Source organism: Burkholderia sp. Bp8984 (assembly GCF_003853755.1).
Classification (GTDB): Bacteria; Pseudomonadota; Gammaproteobacteria; order Burkholderiales; family Burkholderiaceae; genus Burkholderia.
Map to the genome: position 1 here is coordinate 75720 of NZ_QTQN01000002.1, position 19372 is coordinate 95091.

Sequence of the window (19372 nt, forward strand, 5' to 3'; positions counted from 1 at the left end):
ACGCCCGCCGCATGAATCCCGTTTCGTTCGTCTGCATCATCACCGGCGTGATGCTCAACGCCTGTGCGCAACTTCTGCTGAAAGCCGGCGTCAACGCCGTTGGACACTTCGAATTCAGCCGTGCGAACATCCTGCCGGTCGGCCTGAAGATCGCGACCCAGCTGCCGATCATCGGCGGCCTCGGCTGCTACGTGCTGAGCGTCGTCGTCTGGATTGTCGGGCTGTCGCGGGTCGACGTGTCGATCGCCTACCCGATGCTGTCGCTCGGCTACGTGGTCAACGCGTTCGCCGCCTGGTACCTGTTCGGCGAGGTGCTGTCGGTCCAGCGGCTGGTCGGCATCGGCATCATCCTGATCGGCGTGCTCGTGCTCGCGCGCAGTTGAGCGCGCCCCGCCGGCCCGGCGGGCATTAAGCGTCCGCCTACAAAAAATCACGGTACGAATCCGGCAACCGGTGTTTAATGCCGGTTTCGGGCCGGACCGCCCGACCCCTTTATTACACGCCATTACAGGCAAAGTGTTCATGAGCCAGACTACCGCTCCGTTCCTGCCGTTCACCCGCCCCGAGATCGACGAGGAAACCATCCAGGGCGTCGTCGACGTGCTGCGCTCGGGCTGGATCACCACCGGCCCGCAGAGCCAGAAGTTCGAAGCCGCGCTGTCCGAGTACTGCGGCGGCCGTCCGGTCCGCGCGTTCAATTCGGGCACCTGCACGCTCGAGATCGGCCTGCGCATCGCGGGCGTCGGCCCCGGCGACGAGGTGATCACGACGCCGGCGTCGTGGGTGTCGACCAGCAACGTGATCCTCGAGACGGGCGCGACGCCCGTGTTCGCCGACATCGACCCCGTCACGCGCAACATCGACCTCGACAAGCTCGAGCAGGCGATCACGCCGCGCACGAAGGCGCTCATCCCGGTCTACCTGGCCGGCCTGCCGGTCGACATGGACCGCCTGTACGCGATTGCGCGCGCACACAACCTGCGCGTGATCGAGGACGCCGCGCAGGCGCTCGGCTCGACGTGGCAAGGCAAGCGCATCGGCGCGATCGGCGACATCGTGTCGTTCAGCTTCCACGCGAACAAGAACCTGACGACGATCGAAGGCGGCGCGCTCGTGCTGAACAACGAGGACGAGGCGACGCTCGCGCAGAAGTACCGGCTGCAGGGCATCACGCGCACCGGCTTCGACGGGATGGACTGCGACGTGCTCGGCGGCAAGTACAACCTGACCGACGTCGCCGCGCGCGTCGGCCTCGGCCAGCTGCCGCACCTCGAGCGCTTCACCGCGCAGCGCCGCGCACTCGCGCGCGCGTATTTCGCCGCGCTCGACGGCGGTGCGGCCGTGCAGCTCGGGCTCGGCCTGCCCGTCGCCGATTTCGAGAACAGCAACTGGCACATGTTCCAGGTCACGCTGCCGCTCGACCGGCTGTCGATCTCGCGCGCCGATTTCATGGCGCAGATGAAGGAGCGCGGCATCGGCACGGGCGTCCACTATCCGGCCATCCATCTTTTCACGCTGTATCGTGCGCGCGGCTTCAAGGAGGGCATGTTCCCCCACGCCGAACGATACGGCGCATCGACCGTCACGCTGCCGCTCTTCACGCAGATGACGGAAGACGACGTGCGTCGCGTGGCCGACGCCATCAACCAGATTTGCGAACAATACGGAAAATAAGCGTACATGAATCACCTTGAAGCACGCGCCGGGCATCCGGGCGCCGCGAACCCGGAGGTATCGGTCATCATCCCCGTGTACAACGAGGAAGACGGCCTGGCCGCGCTGTTCGCGCGGCTCTACCCGGCACTCGACGCACTCGGCACGTCGTACGAAGTGATCCTGATCAACGACGGCAGCCGCGACCGCTCGGCCGCGATGCTGGCGGACCAGTTCCACGTGCGCCCCGACACGACGCGTGTCGTGCTGCTCAACGGCAACTACGGCCAGCACATGGCGATCCTCGCCGGCTTCGCGCAGTCGCGCGGCGAGATCGTCATCACGCTCGACGCCGACCTGCAGAACCCGCCCGAGGAAATCGGCAAGCTGATCGCGAAGATGCGCGAAGGCTACGACTACGTCGGCTCGATCCGCAAGCAGCGTCAGGACAGCCTGTGGCGCCGCAAGGCGTCGCAGATGATGAACCGGCTGCGCGAGCGCATCACCCGGATCAAGATGACCGACCAGGGCTGCATGCTGCGTGCGTACAGCCGCCGCATCATCGACACGATCAACGTGTGCGGCGAAGTCAACACGTTCATCCCCGCGCTGGCCTACACGTTCGCGCAGAAACCGACCGAAATCGAGGTCGCGCACGAGGAACGCTTCGCGGGCGAGTCGAAGTACTCGCTGTACAGCCTGATCCGGCTGAACTTCGACCTCGTGACGGGCTTCTCGGTCGTGCCGCTGCAGTGGCTGTCGTTCATCGGCGTGATCCTGTCGCTCGGCTCCGCCGCGCTGTTCGTGCTGCTGCTCGTGCGCCGCTTCATCGTCGGCGCGGAAGTGCAAGGCGTGTTCACGCTGTTCGCGATCACGTTCTTCCTGCTCGGCGTGATCATCTTCGCGCTCGGCCTGCTCGGCGAATACGTCGGCCGCATCTACCAGCAGGTGCGTGCACGGCCGCGCTACCTGATCCAGGCCGTGCTCGAACAGCACGACGGCATGCCGGCAGTGCCGGCCCCCGCGAGCCGCACGGGGACGTCGCAATGAAGCCGCGCGCCGTCGTCTTCGCGTATCACAACGTCGGCGTGCGCTGCCTGCAGGTGCTGCTGGCACGCGGCGTCGACGTCGCGCTCGTCGTCACGCACGAGGACAACCCGAACGAGAACATCTGGTTCGGCAGCGTCGCATCGGTGGCCGCCGAGCACGGGATCCCGGTCGTCACGCCGGCCGACCCCGCCGATCCGGCACTGCGCCGCGCGGTATCCGACGCGCGGCCCGAGTTCATCTTCTCGTTCTACTACCGCCACATGCTGCCGGTGGACCTGCTCGCGATCGCTCCGCGCGGCGCGTACAACATGCACGGTTCGCTGCTGCCGAAATACCGGGGTCGGGTACCGACCAACTGGGCCGTGCTGAACGGCGAAACGGAAACCGGCGCGACGCTGCACGAGATGGCCGCGAAGCCCGATGCGGGCGCGATCATCGGCCAGACCGCCGTGCCGATCCTGCCGGACGACACGGCCGCGCAGGTGTTCGACAAGGTGACGGTCGCCGCCGAGCAGACGCTCTGGCGCGTGCTGCCCGCGCTGCTCGCGGGCGAGGCGCCGCACCTGCCGAACGATCTCGCGAACGGCAGCTACTACGGCGGGCGCAAGCCGGAGGACGGCCGCGTCGACTGGTCGAAGCCGGCCGCGCAGGTCTACAACCTGGTACGCGCGGTCGCGCCCCCGTATCCGGGCGCGTTCACCGACGTCGCCGGCACGCGTTTCGTGATCGCCCGCGCGCGCCTCGCGGCGCCCGGCAGCGCCGCCGCCGCGGCCGCAGCGGATTTGCCGCCCGGCCTGCACGTAAGCGATAATGCGCTATTCGGCGTCTGCGGCGACAGCCGCGCCCTATCCATTCTCGAGCTGTGGCAGCAGCGCGACGGCAGCGAAACCGTCGTGACGCCCGCGGAATTCGCGCAGTTCATTCATTCTTCCCGTCATTCATGAAAGCAAAAAAAGTCCTGATCCTGGGTGTGAACGGCTTCATCGGCCATCACCTGTCGAAGCGCATTCTTGAAACCACCGATTGGGAAGTGTTCGGCATGGACATGCAGACCGATCGGCTGGGCGACCTCGTCAACCACGAGCGGATGCACTTCTTCGAAGGCGACATCACGATCAACAAGGAGTGGGTCGAGTATCACGTGAAGAAGTGCGACGTGATCCTGCCGCTCGTCGCGATCGCGACGCCCGCGACCTACGTCCAGCAGCCGCTGCGCGTGTTCGAGCTCGACTTCGAGGCGAACCTGCCGATCGTGCGTTCGGCCGTCAAGTACGGCAAGCACCTCGTGTTCCCGTCGACCTCCGAGGTCTACGGCATGTGCTCGGACGAGCAGTTCGACCCGGATGCATCGGCGCTCACGTACGGCCCGATCAACAAGCCGCGCTGGATCTACGCCTGCTCGAAGCAGCTGATGGACCGCGTGATCTGGGGCTACGGGATGGAAGGCCTGAACTTCACGCTGTTCCGTCCGTTCAACTGGATCGGCCCGGGCCTCGACTCGATCTACACGCCGAAGGAAGGCAGCTCGCGCGTCGTCACGCAGTTCCTCGGCCACATCGTGCGCGGCGAGAACATCAGCCTCGTCGACGGCGGCTCGCAGAAGCGCGCGTTCACCGACATCGACGACGGCATCAGCGCGCTGATGAAGATCATCGACAACAAGAACGGCGTCGCATCGGGCAAGATCTACAACATCGGGAATCCGAAGAATAATTTCTCGGTTCGCGAACTCGCGCACAAGATGCTCGAACTGGCCGCCGAATACCCGGAATACGCCGGCTCCGCGAAGCAGGTGCAACTCGTCGAAACGACGTCGGGCGCCTACTACGGCAATGGCTACCAGGACGTGCAGAACCGCGTGCCGAAGATCGACAACACGATGCAGGAGCTCGCCTGGGCGCCGCAATCGACGTTCGACGACGCGCTGCGCAAGATCTTCGAAGCGTATCGCGGCCATGTCGCCGATGCGCGCGCGCTGGTCGAGCAGCAGAACTGACGGGACGCTCGCTTGGCTCGTATCGTCCTCAAGATCGACGTCGACACGCTGCGCGGCACGCGCGAAGGCGTGCCGAACCTCGCGCGCATCTTCGACCGCTTCAGCGCGCGCGCGACCTTCCTCTTCAGCCTCGGGCCCGATCACACGGGCTGGGCGCTGCGGCGCGTGTTCCGCCCTGGCTTCCTGAAGAAGGTGTCGCGCACGTCGGTGGTCGAGCACTACGGCGTGAAGCAGCTGATGTACGGGGTGCTGCTGCCGGGCCCCGACATCGGCCGCCGCGCGATCGCCGACATGCGCGCGATCCACGAGGCCGGCTTCGAATGCGGGATCCATACGTGGGATCACGTGTACTGGCAGGACAACGTGCGCGTGCGCGATCGCGACTGGACCGCGCGTGAAATGCAGAAGAGCCATGCGCGCTTCGTCGACGTCTTCGGCGCGCCGCCCGCAACGCACGGCGCGGCCGGCTGGCAGATGAACGACGCGGCGTTCGAGCAGATCGACGCGTGGGGGATGCGCTACGCATCCGACGGCCGCGGCCATTCGCCGTATCTGCCCGTGGTCGGCGGCCGCACGCTGTCGCACGTGCAGATGCCGACCACGCTGCCGACCCTCGACGAAGTGCTCGGCATCGACGGCATCGACACGCACAACGTCGCCGCGCACATCCTGAAGTTCACGGAAACCAATCCGCACGACCAGGTGTTCACGCTGCATGCGGAACTGGAAGGCCAGAAGCTCGCGCCGGTATTCGAGCAGCTGCTCGCCGGCTGGCGCGCACAGGGCCATACGTTTGCGACGATGGGCGACTACCACGCGACGCTGGACCGCGACTCGCTGCCATCGTACCCTGTCACGTGGGGCGAGATTCCCGGCCGCTCCGGCGAGCTGATCGTCCAGCCCGACTGAGTTCGCGCGCACCCGCGCCGCCTGCCCTGCCCTTGCGGCGTGCCGCCGCGACGCCCCGCCGAACCGCGCCGCCCGAGCGGCGCCTTTCCATAACAACAGGAGAAACTCGTGTCCGTCGAAGTTGACCGTCAAGTTCCCGATTTCACCGCACCGGCGACGGGCGGCGACATTTCGCTGTCCGACCTCAAGGGCAAGAAGCTCGTCCTGTATTTCTATCCGAAGGACAACACGCCGGGCTGCACCACCGAAGGCCTGCAGTTCCGCGATCTCTATCCGAAGTTCAAGAAGGCCGGCGCCGAAGTGATCGGCGTGTCGCGCGACAGCCTGCGCTCGCATGACAATTTCAAGGCGAAGCTCGAACTGCCGTTCCCGCTGATTTCCGATGCCGACGAGGCGCTGTGCGCGCTGTTCGATGTCATCAAGATGAAGAAAATGTATGGCAAGGAAGTGCGCGGAATCGAGCGTTCAACGTTCCTGATCGACGCCGACGGCGTACTTCGCCAGGCATGGCGCGGCATCAAGGTGCCCGGTCACGTGGACGACGTGCTAAGTGCTGTACAAGCGCTTTGAGCCGCGTTATATTGGGCCGCAATGAATGCCAGTTCGCCCCATATTTCTCGTAGCTGCGCCGGTGCCCGTTGCGATGCTTTCCGGCACCTGACGCGCATCACGACGGTATCAGCCGAGCCGCATGTCCCGGTCCCCGGGGCAGCGGCTTTTTTTATGGACTGCGCGCCGGCTCTCGGTCCGGCCCCTCACCCCGTCAAGGAGCTGATCGACACTTAGGCGAACCGGCTAGACGAATTTCCTGTGCGCCACCGCGCGCAAACTGCATGCACCTTCCACGTCACGCAGGATGCGATCAGCGGCGCACGCCATGCGACACGATTCCTCCCGAGGGACACCATGCCTTTGCCTACTGCCCCCAGCAAGCTCGGCAGCCTGCTGCCGCCCGATGAATACAAGGCGAAAGCGCGGCCCGCGAAAGCCGCGAAGAAATCCGCCGAAGGGGACGCCTCCACAGCCGGAGAATATGGCCCGGCCAGCGTGGCCCAACCGATGACCGAAGCCGCGAACACGGCCGCGCCGCTGCGCGCCGTCGCGGCGTCGACGCAAGAAGCCGCGGGCACGCCCGCCCGCGGTCGCAAAACCAGACAGACGGCCGCGCTGCTGCAGCCGATGCCGGCGCCGGTCGAACCGGCGGCCCCCGCCGCCCCCGCCGCGCCGGTCGTCGCACGCAACGACAAGCCCGCGGCCGGCAAGCCGACCACCGCGAGCGCACGCGATGCCGGTGCCGCGACGAAGTCGCGCAGCCGCAAGGCGGCCGAGGCCGAATTGCAGAAGCTGTTCGTGCTCGACACGAACGTGCTGATGCACGACCCGAGCAGCCTCTTCCGCTTCGAGGAACACGACGTCTATCTGCCGATGATGACGCTCGAGGAACTCGACAACCACAAGAAGGGGATGTCCGAAGTCGCGCGCAACGCGCGCCAGGTGAGCCGCACGCTCGACGCGCTGGTCGCCGACGGCGGCCCGATCTCCGACGGCATTCCGCTGTCGCGTCTCGGCAGCCGCGAGGCGCTCGGCCGCCTCTACTTCCAGACCAGGCTCGCGGACATCGCACCGGTCGAAGGCCTGCCCGCAGGCAAGGCCGACAACCAGATCCTCGGCGTCGTGCGCGCGCTGCAGCGCGACCGGCCGGACCGCCAGGTCGTGCTGGTGTCGAAAGACATCAACATGCGCATCAAGGCGCATGCGCTCGGCCTGCCCGCGGAAGACTACTTCAACGACCAGGTCCTCGAGGACAAGGATCTCCTCTATAGCGGCGTGCGCGAATTGCCGCAGGACTTCTGGACGAAACACGCGAAGGGGATGGAGAGCTGGCAGGACACGAAGACGGGCACCACGTACTACCGCGTGACGGGCCCGCTCTGCGGGTCGATGCTCGTCAACGAGTTCGTCTATCTCGAGCCGCAGAACGGCGAGCCGACGTTCCACGCGATCGTGCGCGAGCTGAACGGCAAGACGGCGCTGCTGCAGACGCTGCGCGACTACAGCCACCACAAGAACAACGTGTGGGGCATCACCGCGCGCAACCGCGAGCAGAACTTCGCGCTGAACCTGCTGATGAACCCCGAGATCGACTTCGTCACGCTGCTCGGCCAGGCCGGCACCGGCAAGACGCTAGTCGCGCTCGCGGCCGGCCTCGCGCAGGTGCTCGACGACAAGCGCTACAACGAGATCATCGTGACGCGCGCGACCGTGCCCGTCGGCGAGGACATCGGTTTCCTGCCCGGCACCGAGGAAGAGAAGATGCAGCCGTGGATGGGTGCATTCGACGACAACCTCGAAGTGCTGCAGAAGACCGACGACGCAGCCGGCGAATGGGGCCGTGCGGCGACGCAGGAGCTGATCCGTTCGCGCCTGAAGGTGAAGAGCATGAACTTCATGCGCGGCCGCACGTTCGTCGACAAGTACCTGATCATCGACGAAGCGCAGAACCTGACGCCGAAGCAGATGAAGACGCTCGTGACGCGCGCGGGCCCGGGCACGAAGATCGTGTGCCTCGGCAACATCGCGCAGATCGACACGCCTTACCTGACCGAAGGCAGCTCGGGCCTGACCTACGTCGTCGACCGCTTCAAGGGCTGGGGCCACAGCGGCCACGTGACGCTCGCGCGCGGCGAACGCTCGCGGCTCGCCGACTACGCGTCGGACATCCTGTAACGCGATACGCCGGCTGCCCGCCGGCCTCCGACGCCACGCGGCGCTCCGGTTTCCGGAGCGCCGTTTTCATTTTTGGGGTCGAAAACGTTGGTCATGCTTCGTTACGCAACAACCTCACTTACACGCGAAACTTCAAGTAAATTCTCAGGAATGGTTGCCTAAGCCCCGCCGGAACGTCTACCATCGGGTCTGTCTGTTGTCATACGATTCGCGAGCGCGCCGCGCTCGTCCGCCTTGTCATGCTTCGAATCTGGGTTCCCGTCGCCGTCGTTTCACTGCTCGCGGCCTGCTCCAGCGTGCCGCCGCAGTCGGCCTCGCGCACCTCCGGCATGAAGATCACGACGCCGCGCGCCTTCCCGGCACCCGCCAATTTCCCGAAATTCGTCGACCACAGCGTCGGCCAGGAAGAGATCTCGATCCAGGCGATGAGCCTCGTCGGCGTGCCGTACCGCTGGGGCGGCAACACGCCGACGAGCGGCTTCGACTGCAGCGGCCTGGTGCGTTACGTGATCGGCCGCGCGGCCGACGTGGACCTGCCGCGCACGACCGCCGACATGAGCAGCCGCGGCGTGTCGATCGACCCCGACCAGGTCGCGCCGGGCGACCTGATCTTCTTCAATACGACCGGCCGCCCGCATTCGCACGTCGGCATCTATGTCGGCAAGCTGCGTTTCGTCAACGCGCCGTCGACCGGCGGCACCGTGCGGCTCGACTACCTGACGAACCCGTACTGGGCCAAGCGCTTCGACGGCATTCGCCGCGTCGCGCCGCCGCGCGGTGCGCCCGGGCCGTTCGATGCGCCGACCTACGAGGCGCGGCGCGATGTGCCGGCGGCAGCGCCTGTCGTCGCGGCAGCCGCGTCGCGACGGCCTGCCTCTGCGTATGCCGCGTCTCAGGCGGGCGTCGCGCCGTCGCCCGCGCCGGTCACGCAAGCCGCTCCGGTCGTGTCGACCGCGGCAGTTGCCCCGACGGCCGCGGCAATCGCCCCCGCCGCCGATCCGTACGAACCGCCGCCGCGCGTGCTGACCGCGCAGCAGCAGGCAACGTCCGTGAATGGCGACATGATCGCTACGACGGCGAATCCGGGGCCGGCAGGCCCCACCGAGACCGGCACGCAGATTCCGACCACCGCGCTGACGGCCGCCCAGGCTGCCGCGTTCGACGCGGAACCGCCGCCCGCGGCCGCCGCGCCGTCGCTGCGCGACACCGAGCCCGTGCAGGTGCTGCGGGCGTCGACGCAATCCGCACCGATCAGCCCGCGCACCGCCACCGCCGACGATCCGATCGCCCGCTTCGCGAACGGCAGTTACTGATCCGCGTCATCCGCCGCAGCGCCGCCGCCCGTCGTCGCACTTTCCCGACCGCGCAAAGAAAATGCGCCGCAACCTTTCGGTGTGCGGCGCATTGCGCGTATCGATCCGGCAGCGTCGATATCAGAAGATCTGGTGCCCGAGCCACCATCCGCCGGCCGCGAACAGCGCGGCCGCCGGCAGCGTCAGCACCCACGCCCAGACGATGTTGCCGGCGACGCCCCAGCGGACGGCCGACAGCTTCTGCGTGGCGCCGACACCGACGATCGCACCGGTGATCGTGTGCGTGGTCGACACCGGAATGCCGAGGAACGACGCGATGAACAGCGTGATCGCCCCGCCGCTTTCGGCACAGAAACCGCCGACCGGCTTGAGCTTCGTGATCTTCTGGCCCATCGTGCGCACGATGCGCCAGCCGCCGAACAGCGTGCCGAGCCCCATCGACAGGTAGCACGCGCCGATCACCCACGCGGGCGGCGCATCGGACGTCGCCGACGCATAGCCCGACGCGATCAGCAGCATCCAGATGATGCCGATCGTCTTCTGTGCGTCGTTGCCGCCGTGGCCCAGGCTGTACAGGCCGGCCGACAGCAGCTGGAGCCGCCGGAAGCGCCGGTCGACCTTGCTGGGTGCGGTGCGGAAATACAGCCACGACACGCCGAGCATGAACAGCGAGCCGAGGATGAAGCCGAGCAGCGGCGAAATGAAGATGAACGCGATCGTCTTCAGCAGCCCGTCGATGTTCAGCGAGCTCCAGCCCGACTTCGCGAGCGCCGCGCCGACGAGGCCGCCGATCAGCGCGTGCGACGAGCTCGACGGAATCCCGTAGTACCACGTGATCACGTTCCAGCCGATCGCACCGACCAGCGCGCCGAACACGACATAGTGGTCGACGATCTCGGGATCGATCGTGCCTTTACCGACAGTCTGGGCGACTTTCAGGTGGAAGATGAAATACGCGATGACGTTGAACGCGGCCGCGAATACCACGGCCTGCTGGGGCTTCAGCACCCCGGTCGACACGACGGTGGCGATCGAGTTCGCCGCGTCGTGGAAGCCGTTCATGAAGTCGAATACGAGCGCGACGAGCACCAGCGTCGCGACCATCCATAGGGCGAGTTGTATCGAATGCATCGTGGTCCGCTCAGGCGTTTTCCAGCACGATGCCTTCGATGATGTTCGCGACGTCCTCGCACTTGTCGGTGATCTCTTCGAGCAGTTCGTAGATCGCCTTCAGCTTGATGAGCGTCTTCACGTCGCCTTCCTCGCGGAACAGCTTCGACATCGCCGCGCGCAGCACGCGATCGGCCTCCGACTCCCAGCGGTCGATCTCCTCGCACTGCTTGAGGATCTGCGCAGACTGCTTCATGTCGGACAGCAATCCGACGGCCTGCTGCACGTGCTGCGCCGACTGCGTGACGATGTGCGCGAGCTGGCTCGCCTCGGACGTGACGGACTGCACGTCGTACAGCGACACGGCCGTCGCGACGTCTTCCATCAGGTCGAGGATGTCGTCCATCGTCGTGATCAGCTTGTGGATCTCGTCGCGATCGAGCGGCGTGATGAAGGTCTTGTGCAGCAGATCGATCGCTTCATGCGTCAGCTTGTCAGCGGCCTTCTCGGCGGTCTGCACGTTTTGCTTGTGAATCTCGGCGTCGGCGAGATTGTCGATCAGCAGTTCGAGCTCGCGGCCACCGGAAACGATGTGCTTCGCGTGCGCGTTGAAGAGTTCAAAGAACTTGCCCTCGGTGGGCATGAATCGACCGAACATGGGATTCCTGAGAGATTGTCAAACGACTGTCACGAAAACGGGCGATATTGTACCGTTTTCGGTTGCGCCGCGACGCGCGCATATGCGCGCGCCGGGATTGGATACAACGCTTGGCGAAATAAGGGTTTACAACCGGCGTAGAAGTGTTACTCGCCGTAGAAGTTCTGCGCCCCCGCAAAGTTGTCGAACTTCGTGTATTGGCCCAGAAACGTGAGCCGAACGGGTCCGATCGGGCCGTTACGCTGCTTGCCGATGATGATTTCGGCCGTGCCCTTGTCCGGGCTGTCCGGGTTGTAGACCTCGTCACGGTAGATGAACAGGATCACGTCCGCATCCTGTTCGATTGCGCCCGATTCACGCAAATCCGACATCACCGGACGCTTGTTCGGACGCTGCTCCAGCCCGCGATTCAGCTGTGACAGCGCGATCACCGGCACGTCCAGCTCCTTTGCCAGACTCTTCAGCGATCGCGAGATTTCGGAAATTTCGGTCGCACGGTTCTCGCCCTGCGACGAACCCGACATCAGCTGCAGGTAGTCGACGATGATCAGGCCGAGCTTGCCGCACTGACGTGCGAGACGCCGCGCGCGCGAGCGCAATTCCATCGGGTTCAGGCCGCCCGTCTCGTCGATGAAGAGCTGCGCCTCGCTCATCTTCTGCACCGCGTGCGTCAGCTTCGGCCAGTCCTCGTCCGTCAGCCGGCCGGTACGCATCCGGTGCTGGTCGAGCCGGCCGATCGAGCCGAGCATACGCATCACGAGCTGGGTGCCCGGCATTTCCATCGAGAACACCGCGACCGGCAGCCCGTACTCGACGGCGACGTATTCGCCGATGTTCATGGAAAAGGCCGTTTTCCCCATTGACGGTCTTCCGGCCACGATGATCAGTTCGCCGCCGTGCATCCCGGACGTCATCCGGTCGAGGTCGACGAAGCCCGTCGGCGTGCCCGTGACGTCACTCGGGTTCGCGGTGTGATACAGCGTGTCGATGCGCTCGACGACCTGCGTGAGCAGCGGCCCGATCTCGAGGAAGCCCTGGTTGCCGCGCGCGCCCTCTTCGGCGATCGAGAACACCTTCGACTCGGCCTCGTCGAGCAGCTGGCGAACTTCCTTGCCCTGCGGATTGAACGCGTCGGCCGAGATTTCGTCCGCGACCGACACGAGCCGGCGCAGCACCGCGCGGTCGCGCACGATTTCCGCGTAGCGGCGAATGTTCGCGGCGCTCGGCGTGTTCTGCGCGAGGGCGTTCAGGTACGCGAGGCCGCCGACGTCGTCGGCCTTGCCGGACGTGGTCAGCGCTTCGTACACAGTCACGACGTCGGCCGGGCGCGTCGACGCGATCAGCCGGCCGATGTGCTCGTAGATGATCCGGTGGTCGTAGCGATAGAAGTCGCCCTGCGACAGGAAGTCGGCAATCCGGTCCCATGCCGCGTTGTCGAGCAACAGGCCGCCGAGCACCGACTGCTCGGCTTCGACCGAATGCGGCGGGACTTTCAGCGATTCGATTTGAGGATCTTGCGGCGCGTTCATGGGTTGGGATTATCGCGAATAGATCGCAGCAGCGCTACCGCTCCGGCGATCGGGCAATAAAAAAGGCAGGCCCCGGTTGCCCGGGCGCCTGCCCTTGTCCGGACGGCGGAAGCCGCCCGGAAAGCTTGCATACGCTTACGCGTGGTCGCCGATCACGTTGATCGTGACGTCGACGACGACGTCCGTGTGCAGCGCGATCTGAACGACGTGCTCGCCGATCATCTTCAGCGGGCCTTCCGGCATGCGAACTTGCAGCTTCTCGACTTCGAAACCTGCCTTCTTCAGCAGTTCCGCGACGTCGCCGTTCGTGACCGAGCCGAACAGACGGCCGTCGACGCCCGACTTCTGCGTGATTTCGAACGACTGGCCGTTCAGCTTCTCGCCGACTGCCTGCGATGCTGCCAGCTTTTCAGCGGCGATCTTTTCGAGTTCAGCGCGGCGAACTTCGAATTCGGCGATCGCTTCCTTCGTTGCACGGCGAGCCTTGCGGTTCGGGATCAGGAAGTTGCGAGCGTAACCGTCCTTGACCTTGACGATATCGCCGAGGTTGCCCAGATTGGCGACTTTTTCCAACAGAATGATTTGCATTCGAATTCTCCTTATGGCGTCGCCGAGTTACGCCTTGTGCTGATCGGTGTACGGCAGCAGCGCGAGGAAACGCGCACGCTTGATTGCCGTGTCGAGCTGACGCTGATAGTGCGCCTTCGTACCCGTCAGACGAGCCGGCGTGATCTTGCCGTTTTCGCCGATGAAGTCCTTCAGCGTTTCCGTGTCCTTGTAGTCGATCTGCTCGACGCCGGCAGCCGTGAAACGGCAGAACTTCTTGCGCTTGAAGAGCGGGTTTTGTTGCTGACGACGCTTGTCGAATTTCTTACCAGTCGGGCGGGCCATGATTTCAGTCCTTTCCTATGTCCTGCAATGCAGTGATGTGAAACACCAAGGTTCTCGCGTTGCGGCTCTTCTTTGCCAGGAAGCCCGTGAACAGCGTTTCGACGCCCATTTCACGACGCTCCAGCTTGCCGCTCGCCTCACCGGCCGCCACCGCCTCGATCGTCATTTCGACCTGACGGGGAATGCCTGCTTCGACGACTTCCGTGCGGTGATGCAACGTGGCGCTTGCGATCGGAACACCCGCCGGCGTATATCGCACCGGTGCGCGTTCGACGACGCTCGCCGTCAATTGCAACCTGTTCACGTGAGTGACGCGCTCCTTGATGGCTTAATGAGTGACGAACTTAAGCCTGCGCTTCGGTCGGCTGAGCTGCAGCCGCCTTCTTGGCTTCTTCGCGCTGAACTTCCTTCATCATCGGCGACGGGCCGGTCTCGGCCTTCTTCATCTTGACGATGAGGTGGCGCAGCACGGCGTCGTTGAACTTGAACGCGTGTTCGAGTTCGTCGAGCGTCGTCTGGTCGCACTCGATGTTCATGCAGACGTAGTGAGCCTTCGCGAGTTTCTCGATCATGTAGGCCAGCTGGCGACGGCCCCAGTCTTCGACACGGTGGATCTGGCCGCCGTGCGTCGTGATCGTGGTCTTGTAACGCTCGATCATCGCGGGCACTTGCTCGCTCTGATCGGGGTGCACGATGAATACGATTTCGTAATGACGCATTACACACTCCTTGTGGATTAAAGCCACCCGGGCGTCTGAACCGGTGTGGCAAGTGAGAAGCCGAAGATTCTAACCCGGATACGGGGCGCATGCAACACCGATCGACGATTCCCGACCGGATTCGGCCATGTTTTCAACGACTTGAATGGCGCCGGCAGCTGAAGCCGCTGTCGGCGCGACCGTTCTGAAATGGGGGCGGAGTGTCGGGCGCGTGCTTGCGGGCCGGCGACGCGGCCCGCCGTCACTCGCCGCGCGCCCCGCCCAGCCGCGCGTCGAGCGCCGTCCTGAACGCGGCCAGCGCCGACGGCTCGGCGTCGGTCACGGCCCACCACGTCATCCCGGCCGCCTCCCAGCGGTCGAGCGCGTAGCCCTGCGACACGGTCGCGTACGGCGCGGCCTCCCGCCCGACGCCTGCCGGCTGCACGTACACGTCGATCACGTGCTGACGATAGCGGTACACGAGCACCGCGACGCGGCGCCGCCCGACGTAGTCGAGCCGGCCGCCTGCGAGCGGGAAGCCGCTCGCCGACAGGTCCTCGACCGGCGGCGCATAGTCGAGCCGGCCGTTGAACCACGGCTTGACCGTATGCCGGTCGGTCGAGATCACGTCGATGTCGCGCGCCGACAGGCCGGCCCGCACGTGGCTCGCGACCAGTTCGTCGACCGTCTGGTCGGTTGCGGCGTGGCGGGCGGACAGCGCCATCCCGGCCGCCGCCGCGAGCGCGACCAGCAGCGCGACGCCCCAGCCGAGCCCGGGCAGCGCGGCGACGCCCGCCCCCGGTCCGGTCGACGCCGGGCGAGCCGCTGCGCCGCGCCCGCCCAGCCACGCGAACCAGCGGCGACCGGTCGGCCGAGGCTGGGCCCGCGGCCGCGCCGCCGCGTCGTCCGGCGCCGGTTCCACGCGGGCCTGGCCGCGCGCGTTCGCGCCGGCCGCCGCCGGCAGCGCCGCGAGGATGCTCGCGCGCAGCGCCTCCGGCGCGCGGTGATAATCGGCCTGCCGCACGGCGCGCCCGAGCGCGACGATCCGCTCGCGTTCGCGGCGGCACGCGTCGCACCCTTCGACATGCCGCTGGACGCGCAACGCATCGGGCGCCGACAGCTCGCGGTCGACGTCCGAGTCCAGCAATGCGCGCGCTTCGTTACAGTCCATCGATCGCCTCCGATGCGGTTCCGCTTGCCGACGCACGTCCCGGCGCGGGTTCGGGTGCCGGCGCCTGCGTGCCGGCCAGCAGCGCGGCGAGCCGACGCCGGCCGCGCGCAAGTCGCGACATCACGGTGCCGACCGGTACGTCGGCGATCGCCGCGATCTCGCGATAGCTCAGATCCTCCATCTCGCGCAGCACCAGCACCTCGCGGTATTCGGGCGGCAGCTTCGCGAGCGCCGCGTTCACCAGCCGCACGTTCTCGCCGCGCAACAGGTGCGTGAGCGGATCCTCCGTCGCCGGCTGCCAGTCGTCCGGCACCTCCGTGTCGTCGAGCGTGTCGGGCAGCGCGACCTCGTGCGCGTGGGCGCGGCGGCGCCACTCGGTGTACCAGGTGTGGCGCACGATCGTCAGCAGCCACGGCCGCGCGTTGTCGCCGCGGCACGAGTCGACGAAGCGCAGCGCGCGCATGCACGCGTCCTGGACGACATCGTCCGCGTCGCCCGCATTGCCGCTCAGCCAGCGTGCGAGGTTGTACGCGGCGTCGAGATGCGGCAGCACGAGCACGCGAAACCGTTCGCCGCGCGCGACCGCGTCGTCCTCCGCCCGTTCGTCGACCGCCTGTCCGGCTTGCCCCACATGACCTCCCTGGTCCCGGCGGCCGAAGCCGCGCCCGTTCCGCGTCCGGTGCCCGGACAGACCGGCAGCGGGCGCTCTCGATCACCTTACCGCCGCTGCGTCGAGTTTATTCCCGCACGAAGCCGATGATGCGCAAAAAAATGCCGGAAACCGCCGCGCCCGTTACGGCGTGCTGTTCCAGTAGCCGGGGCGCGCATACGCTTCGCGCAGGTAGTCGATGAAGTAGCGCACGCGCGCGGGCACGTAGCGCTGCTGCGGATAGACCGCGAGGATGTCGTAGTCCGGCAGCGCGAATTCGTCGAGCACGGTTTCGAGTTCGCCCGTTTCGAGTTGCGCGGCGATTTCCCAGGTCGAGCGCCAGCCGAGCCCCAGGCTTTCCGCGACCCAGCGATGCAGCAGCTCGCCGTCGTTGCAGTCGAGATTGCCGGCCACCCGCATCGTCACGATCTTGCCGTGGCGCTGGAAATACCAGCCGCGGTTCTGGCCGCCCTGCAGGTTGAACGCGAGACAGTTGTGCTTCAGCAGGTCGTCGAGCGACTTCGGCCGGCCGTGCTTGCGGAAATACGCGGGCGTGCCGCACACGACGCGCCGGTTCGACGCGAGCTTCACCGCGACGAAGTTCGGATCGACCGAGCCGCCGATCCGGATCGACAGGTCATAGCCTTCGCGCACGAGATCCACGACGCGGTCGGTCAGGTTGAACGACAGCTGCATTTCCGGCTTGTCGACGAGGAAACCGGGCGCGTGCGGCGCGACGTGCTTGCGGCCGAACGCGGCCGGCGCGGACACGATCAGGTGCCCGCTGACCGCGCGCCGGCCGGCGGCCAGCTCGTTCTCGGCCTGGTCCCATTCGGACAGCAGCCCGCGGCAGCGCTCGAGGAACGCGGCACCCTCCTCGCTGACCACCAGCCGGCGCGTCGAGCGATACATCAGCTTCACGCCGAGGCGCTTCTCGAGCGCGTCGATGCGCCGCCCGAGCACCACCGGCGACACGCCCTCCTCGAGCGCGGCCGCCGCGAGGCTGCCCGCGTCCGCGACCCGCACGAACGTCTCGATCTGCTTGAAACGATCCATTTCCCGTCTCCGTCCCGGCTCCGACACCGGCGGGAAGCCCCGTCCGGCCGTCATTCCATACTTTTAGTTTCGAAATAAGCGACTTCGGCTGATCTTATCAAACCTTTCTTGCGTCCCTAAAGTGTTCCCAACAGACCGATTCGCAAGATCCAACTATCCAAGGAGACATTCATGGCCAAGATGAGAGCCGTCGACGCAGCCGTACTCGTGCTCGAGAAGGAAGGCATCCAGACCGCGTTCGGCGTGCCGGGCGCAGCAATCAACCCGTTCTATTCCGCGATGCGCAAGTCGGGCGGCATCAGCCACGTGCTGGCGCGCCACGTCGAAGGCGCGTCGCACATGGCCGAAGGCTTCACGCGTGCCGCACCGGGCAACATCGGCGTGTGCATCGGCACGTCGGGCCCCGCCGGCACCGACATGATCACCGGCCTCTACTCGGCATCGGCCGACTCGATTCCGATCCTCGCGATCACGGGCCAGGCACCGCGTGCGCGCCTGTACAAGGAAGACTTCCAGGCCGTCGACATCGAGTCGATCGCGAAGCCCGTCACCAAGTGGGCCGTCACCGTGCGCGAGCCGGCGCTCGTGCCGCGCGTGTTCCAGCAGGCGTTCCACCTGATGCGCTCGGGCCGTCCGGGCCCGGTGCTGGTCGACCTGCCGATCGACGTGCAGCTCGCCGAAATCGAGTTCGACATCGACACGTACGAACCGCTGCCGGTCTACAAGCCCGCGGCGACCCGCGCGCAGATCGAGAAGGCGCTCGCGATGCTCAACGACGCGGACAAGCCGCTGATCGTGTCGGGCGGCGGCGTGCTCAACGCAGCGGCCGAAGACCTGCTCGTGCAATTCGCCGAAACGATCGGCGTGCCGGTGATCCCGACGCTGATGTCGTGGGGCGCGATTCCGGACGACCACCCGCTGATGGCCGGCATGGTCGGCCTGCAGACGTCGCATCGCTACGGCAACGCGACGATGCTCGCGTCCGACTTCGTGCTCGGCATCGGCAACCGCTGGGCGAACCGCCACACGGGCAGCGTCGAGGTCTACACGAAGGGCCGCAAGTTCGTGCACGTCGACATCGAACCGACGCAGATCGGCCGCGTGTTCGGCCCGGATCTCGGCATCGTGTCCGACGCGAAGGCCGCACTCGAGCTGTTCGTCGCGGTCGCGCAGGAATGGAAGGCCGCCGGCAAGCTGAAGGACCGCAGCGCGTGGGTGTCCGAGTGCCAGGAACGCAAGCGCACGCTGCAGCGCAAGACCCATTTCGACAACGTGCCGGTCAAGCCGCAGCGCGTGTACGAAGAGATGAACAAGGTGTTCGGCCGCGATACCTGCTACGTCAGCACGATCGGCCTGTCGCAGATCGCCGCCGCGCAGTTCCTGCACGTGTTCAAGGCACGCAACTGGATCAACTGCGGCCAGGCCGGCCCGCTCGGCTGGACGATCCCCGCCGCGCTCGGCGTGCGTGCGGCCGACCCGCGCCGTCCGATCGTCGCGCTGTCCGGCGACTACGACTTCCAGTTCATGATCGAGGAACTGGCCGCCGGCGCGCAATTCAAGCTGCCGTACGTGCACGTCGTCGTGAACAACTCGTACCTCGGCCTGATCCGCCAGGCCCAGCGCGCGTTCGACATGGACTACTGCGTGCAGCTCGCGTTCGACAACGTCAACGCACCGGAGCTGAACGGCTATGGCGTCGATCACGTGGCGGTGGCCGAAGGCCTCGGCTGCAAGGCGCTGCGCGTGTTCAAGCCGGAAGAGATCGAGCCGGCGCTGCGCCAGGCGCAAACGCTCGCGGAAGAATTCAGCGTGCCGGTCGTCGTCGAAGTGATCCTCGAGCGCGTGACGAACATCTCGATGGGCACCGAAATCGACGCGATCAACGAATTCGAGGAACTCGCCGAGAAGGCCGAGCACGCGCCGACCGCGATCTCGATGCTCGACTGATCCGCACGCCATTTT

General features: G+C 66.2%; 20 protein-coding genes and 1 pseudogene. 10 read left to right on the plus strand and 11 right to left on the minus strand.

The features are described from left to right. Nucleotides 1-11 precede the first annotated feature (11 nt). From DID98_RS02395 to DID98_RS02425, 7 genes are all read left to right on the plus strand, one after another. Nucleotides 12-383, plus strand: a complete 372-nt coding sequence (locus DID98_RS02395) for an EamA family transporter (protein ID WP_044847242.1) — start codon at nt 12-14, stop codon at nt 381-383. Nucleotides 384-522: 139 nt separating this feature from the next. Then, a complete protein-coding gene (locus tag DID98_RS02400; protein WP_044847241.1) occupies nt 523-1674 on the plus strand; it encodes a DegT/DnrJ/EryC1/StrS aminotransferase family protein in 1152 nt (383 codons plus the stop codon). A 6-nt stretch (nt 1675-1680) separates the two neighbouring features. After that, nucleotides 1681-2703: a glycosyltransferase gene (locus DID98_RS02405; RefSeq protein WP_044847240.1), complete on the plus strand. Its 1023-nt coding sequence runs from the start codon at nt 1681-1683 to the stop codon at nt 2701-2703. Further along, complete coding sequence (locus tag DID98_RS02410; RefSeq protein WP_124570141.1) at nt 2700-3647, plus strand: formyltransferase; 948 nt, start codon at nt 2700-2702, stop codon at nt 3645-3647. Before DID98_RS02405 ends, DID98_RS02410 begins: the two co-directional genes overlap by 4 nt. Next, nucleotides 3644-4699, plus strand: coding sequence for a bifunctional UDP-4-keto-pentose/UDP-xylose synthase (locus tag DID98_RS02415; RefSeq protein ID WP_124486274.1), 1056 nt, complete (start codon nt 3644-3646; stop codon nt 4697-4699). Before DID98_RS02410 ends, DID98_RS02415 begins: the two co-directional genes overlap by 4 nt. 12 nt (nt 4700-4711) lie before the next feature. Continuing rightward, the gene (locus tag DID98_RS02420; RefSeq protein ID WP_124486273.1) at nt 4712-5608 is read left to right on the plus strand and encodes a polysaccharide deacetylase family protein; all 897 of its coding nucleotides are present in this window, start codon (nt 4712-4714) and stop codon (nt 5606-5608) included. A 108-nt stretch (nt 5609-5716) separates the two neighbouring features. Next, nucleotides 5717-6178 (plus strand): peroxiredoxin, encoded by a 462-nt coding sequence (locus DID98_RS02425; RefSeq protein ID WP_006756046.1) that lies wholly within the window; start codon nt 5717-5719, stop codon nt 6176-6178. A 193-nt stretch (nt 6179-6371) separates the two neighbouring features. Here DID98_RS02425 and DID98_RS36500 read toward each other — a convergent pair. Continuing rightward, nucleotides 6372-6565: pseudogene (locus DID98_RS36500) on the minus strand (hypothetical protein). Here DID98_RS36500 and DID98_RS02435 point away from each other — a divergent pair. Both DID98_RS02435 and DID98_RS02440 read left to right on the plus strand, forming a co-directional pair. Next, nucleotides 6515-8335, plus strand: a complete 1821-nt coding sequence (locus DID98_RS02435; RefSeq protein ID WP_124570142.1) for a PhoH family protein — start codon at nt 6515-6517, stop codon at nt 8333-8335. The pseudogene DID98_RS36500 and the gene DID98_RS02435 overlap by 51 nt on opposite strands. 239 nt (nt 8336-8574) lie before the next feature. Beyond that, nucleotides 8575-9648 (plus strand): C40 family peptidase, encoded by a 1074-nt coding sequence (locus DID98_RS02440; RefSeq protein ID WP_124570143.1) that lies wholly within the window; start codon nt 8575-8577, stop codon nt 9646-9648. Between the two features lie 120 nt (nt 9649-9768). On the opposite strand, the gene DID98_RS02445 is transcribed toward DID98_RS02440, so the two are convergent. The 10 genes from DID98_RS02445 to DID98_RS02490 all read right to left on the minus strand — a co-directional run bounded on the left by DID98_RS02445 (nt 9769) and on the right by DID98_RS02490 (nt 17410). Then, nucleotides 9769-10779 (minus strand): inorganic phosphate transporter, encoded by a 1011-nt coding sequence (locus tag DID98_RS02445; RefSeq protein WP_044847235.1) that lies wholly within the window; start codon nt 10777-10779, stop codon nt 9769-9771. Nucleotides 10780-10789: 10 nt separating this feature from the next. Next, complete coding sequence (locus tag DID98_RS02450) at nt 10790-11416, minus strand: DUF47 domain-containing protein (protein WP_124570144.1); 627 nt, start codon at nt 11414-11416, stop codon at nt 10790-10792. Between the two features lie 146 nt (nt 11417-11562). Then, on the minus strand, nt 11563-12945 hold the full coding sequence (locus DID98_RS02455; RefSeq protein ID WP_044847233.1) for a replicative DNA helicase: 1383 nt from the start codon (nt 12943-12945) through the stop codon (nt 11563-11565). Nucleotides 12946-13080: 135 nt separating this feature from the next. After that, nucleotides 13081-13533 (minus strand): 50S ribosomal protein L9, encoded by a 453-nt coding sequence (rplI, locus tag DID98_RS02460; RefSeq protein ID WP_059449913.1) that lies wholly within the window; start codon nt 13531-13533, stop codon nt 13081-13083. A gap of 27 nt (nt 13534-13560) precedes the next feature. Then, complete coding sequence (gene rpsR, locus DID98_RS02465) at nt 13561-13836, minus strand: 30S ribosomal protein S18 (protein WP_004193360.1); 276 nt, start codon at nt 13834-13836, stop codon at nt 13561-13563. Nucleotides 13837-13840: 4 nt separating this feature from the next. After that, on the minus strand, nt 13841-14140 hold the full coding sequence (priB, locus tag DID98_RS02470) for a primosomal replication protein N (protein WP_031399239.1): 300 nt from the start codon (nt 14138-14140) through the stop codon (nt 13841-13843). Between the two features lie 40 nt (nt 14141-14180). Then, nucleotides 14181-14555 (minus strand): 30S ribosomal protein S6, encoded by a 375-nt coding sequence (rpsF, locus tag DID98_RS02475; protein WP_006755436.1) that lies wholly within the window; start codon nt 14553-14555, stop codon nt 14181-14183. Nucleotides 14556-14796: 241 nt separating this feature from the next. After that, nucleotides 14797-15705 (minus strand): zf-HC2 domain-containing protein, encoded by a 909-nt coding sequence (locus DID98_RS02480; protein ID WP_124570145.1) that lies wholly within the window; start codon nt 15703-15705, stop codon nt 14797-14799. Further along, the gene (locus DID98_RS02485; RefSeq protein ID WP_044843634.1) at nt 15695-16336 is read right to left on the minus strand and encodes an RNA polymerase sigma factor; all 642 of its coding nucleotides are present in this window, start codon (nt 16334-16336) and stop codon (nt 15695-15697) included. Before DID98_RS02485 ends, DID98_RS02480 begins: the two co-directional genes overlap by 11 nt. Nucleotides 16337-16498: 162 nt before the next feature. Continuing rightward, complete coding sequence (locus DID98_RS02490; protein ID WP_044843635.1) at nt 16499-17410, minus strand: LysR family transcriptional regulator; 912 nt, start codon at nt 17408-17410, stop codon at nt 16499-16501. Between the two features lie 171 nt (nt 17411-17581). Between DID98_RS02490 and gcl the strand changes: the two genes are divergently transcribed. Further along, nucleotides 17582-19357 (plus strand): glyoxylate carboligase, encoded by a 1776-nt coding sequence (gene gcl, locus DID98_RS02495; protein ID WP_044843636.1) that lies wholly within the window; start codon nt 17582-17584, stop codon nt 19355-19357. Nucleotides 19358-19372 lie beyond the last annotated feature (15 nt).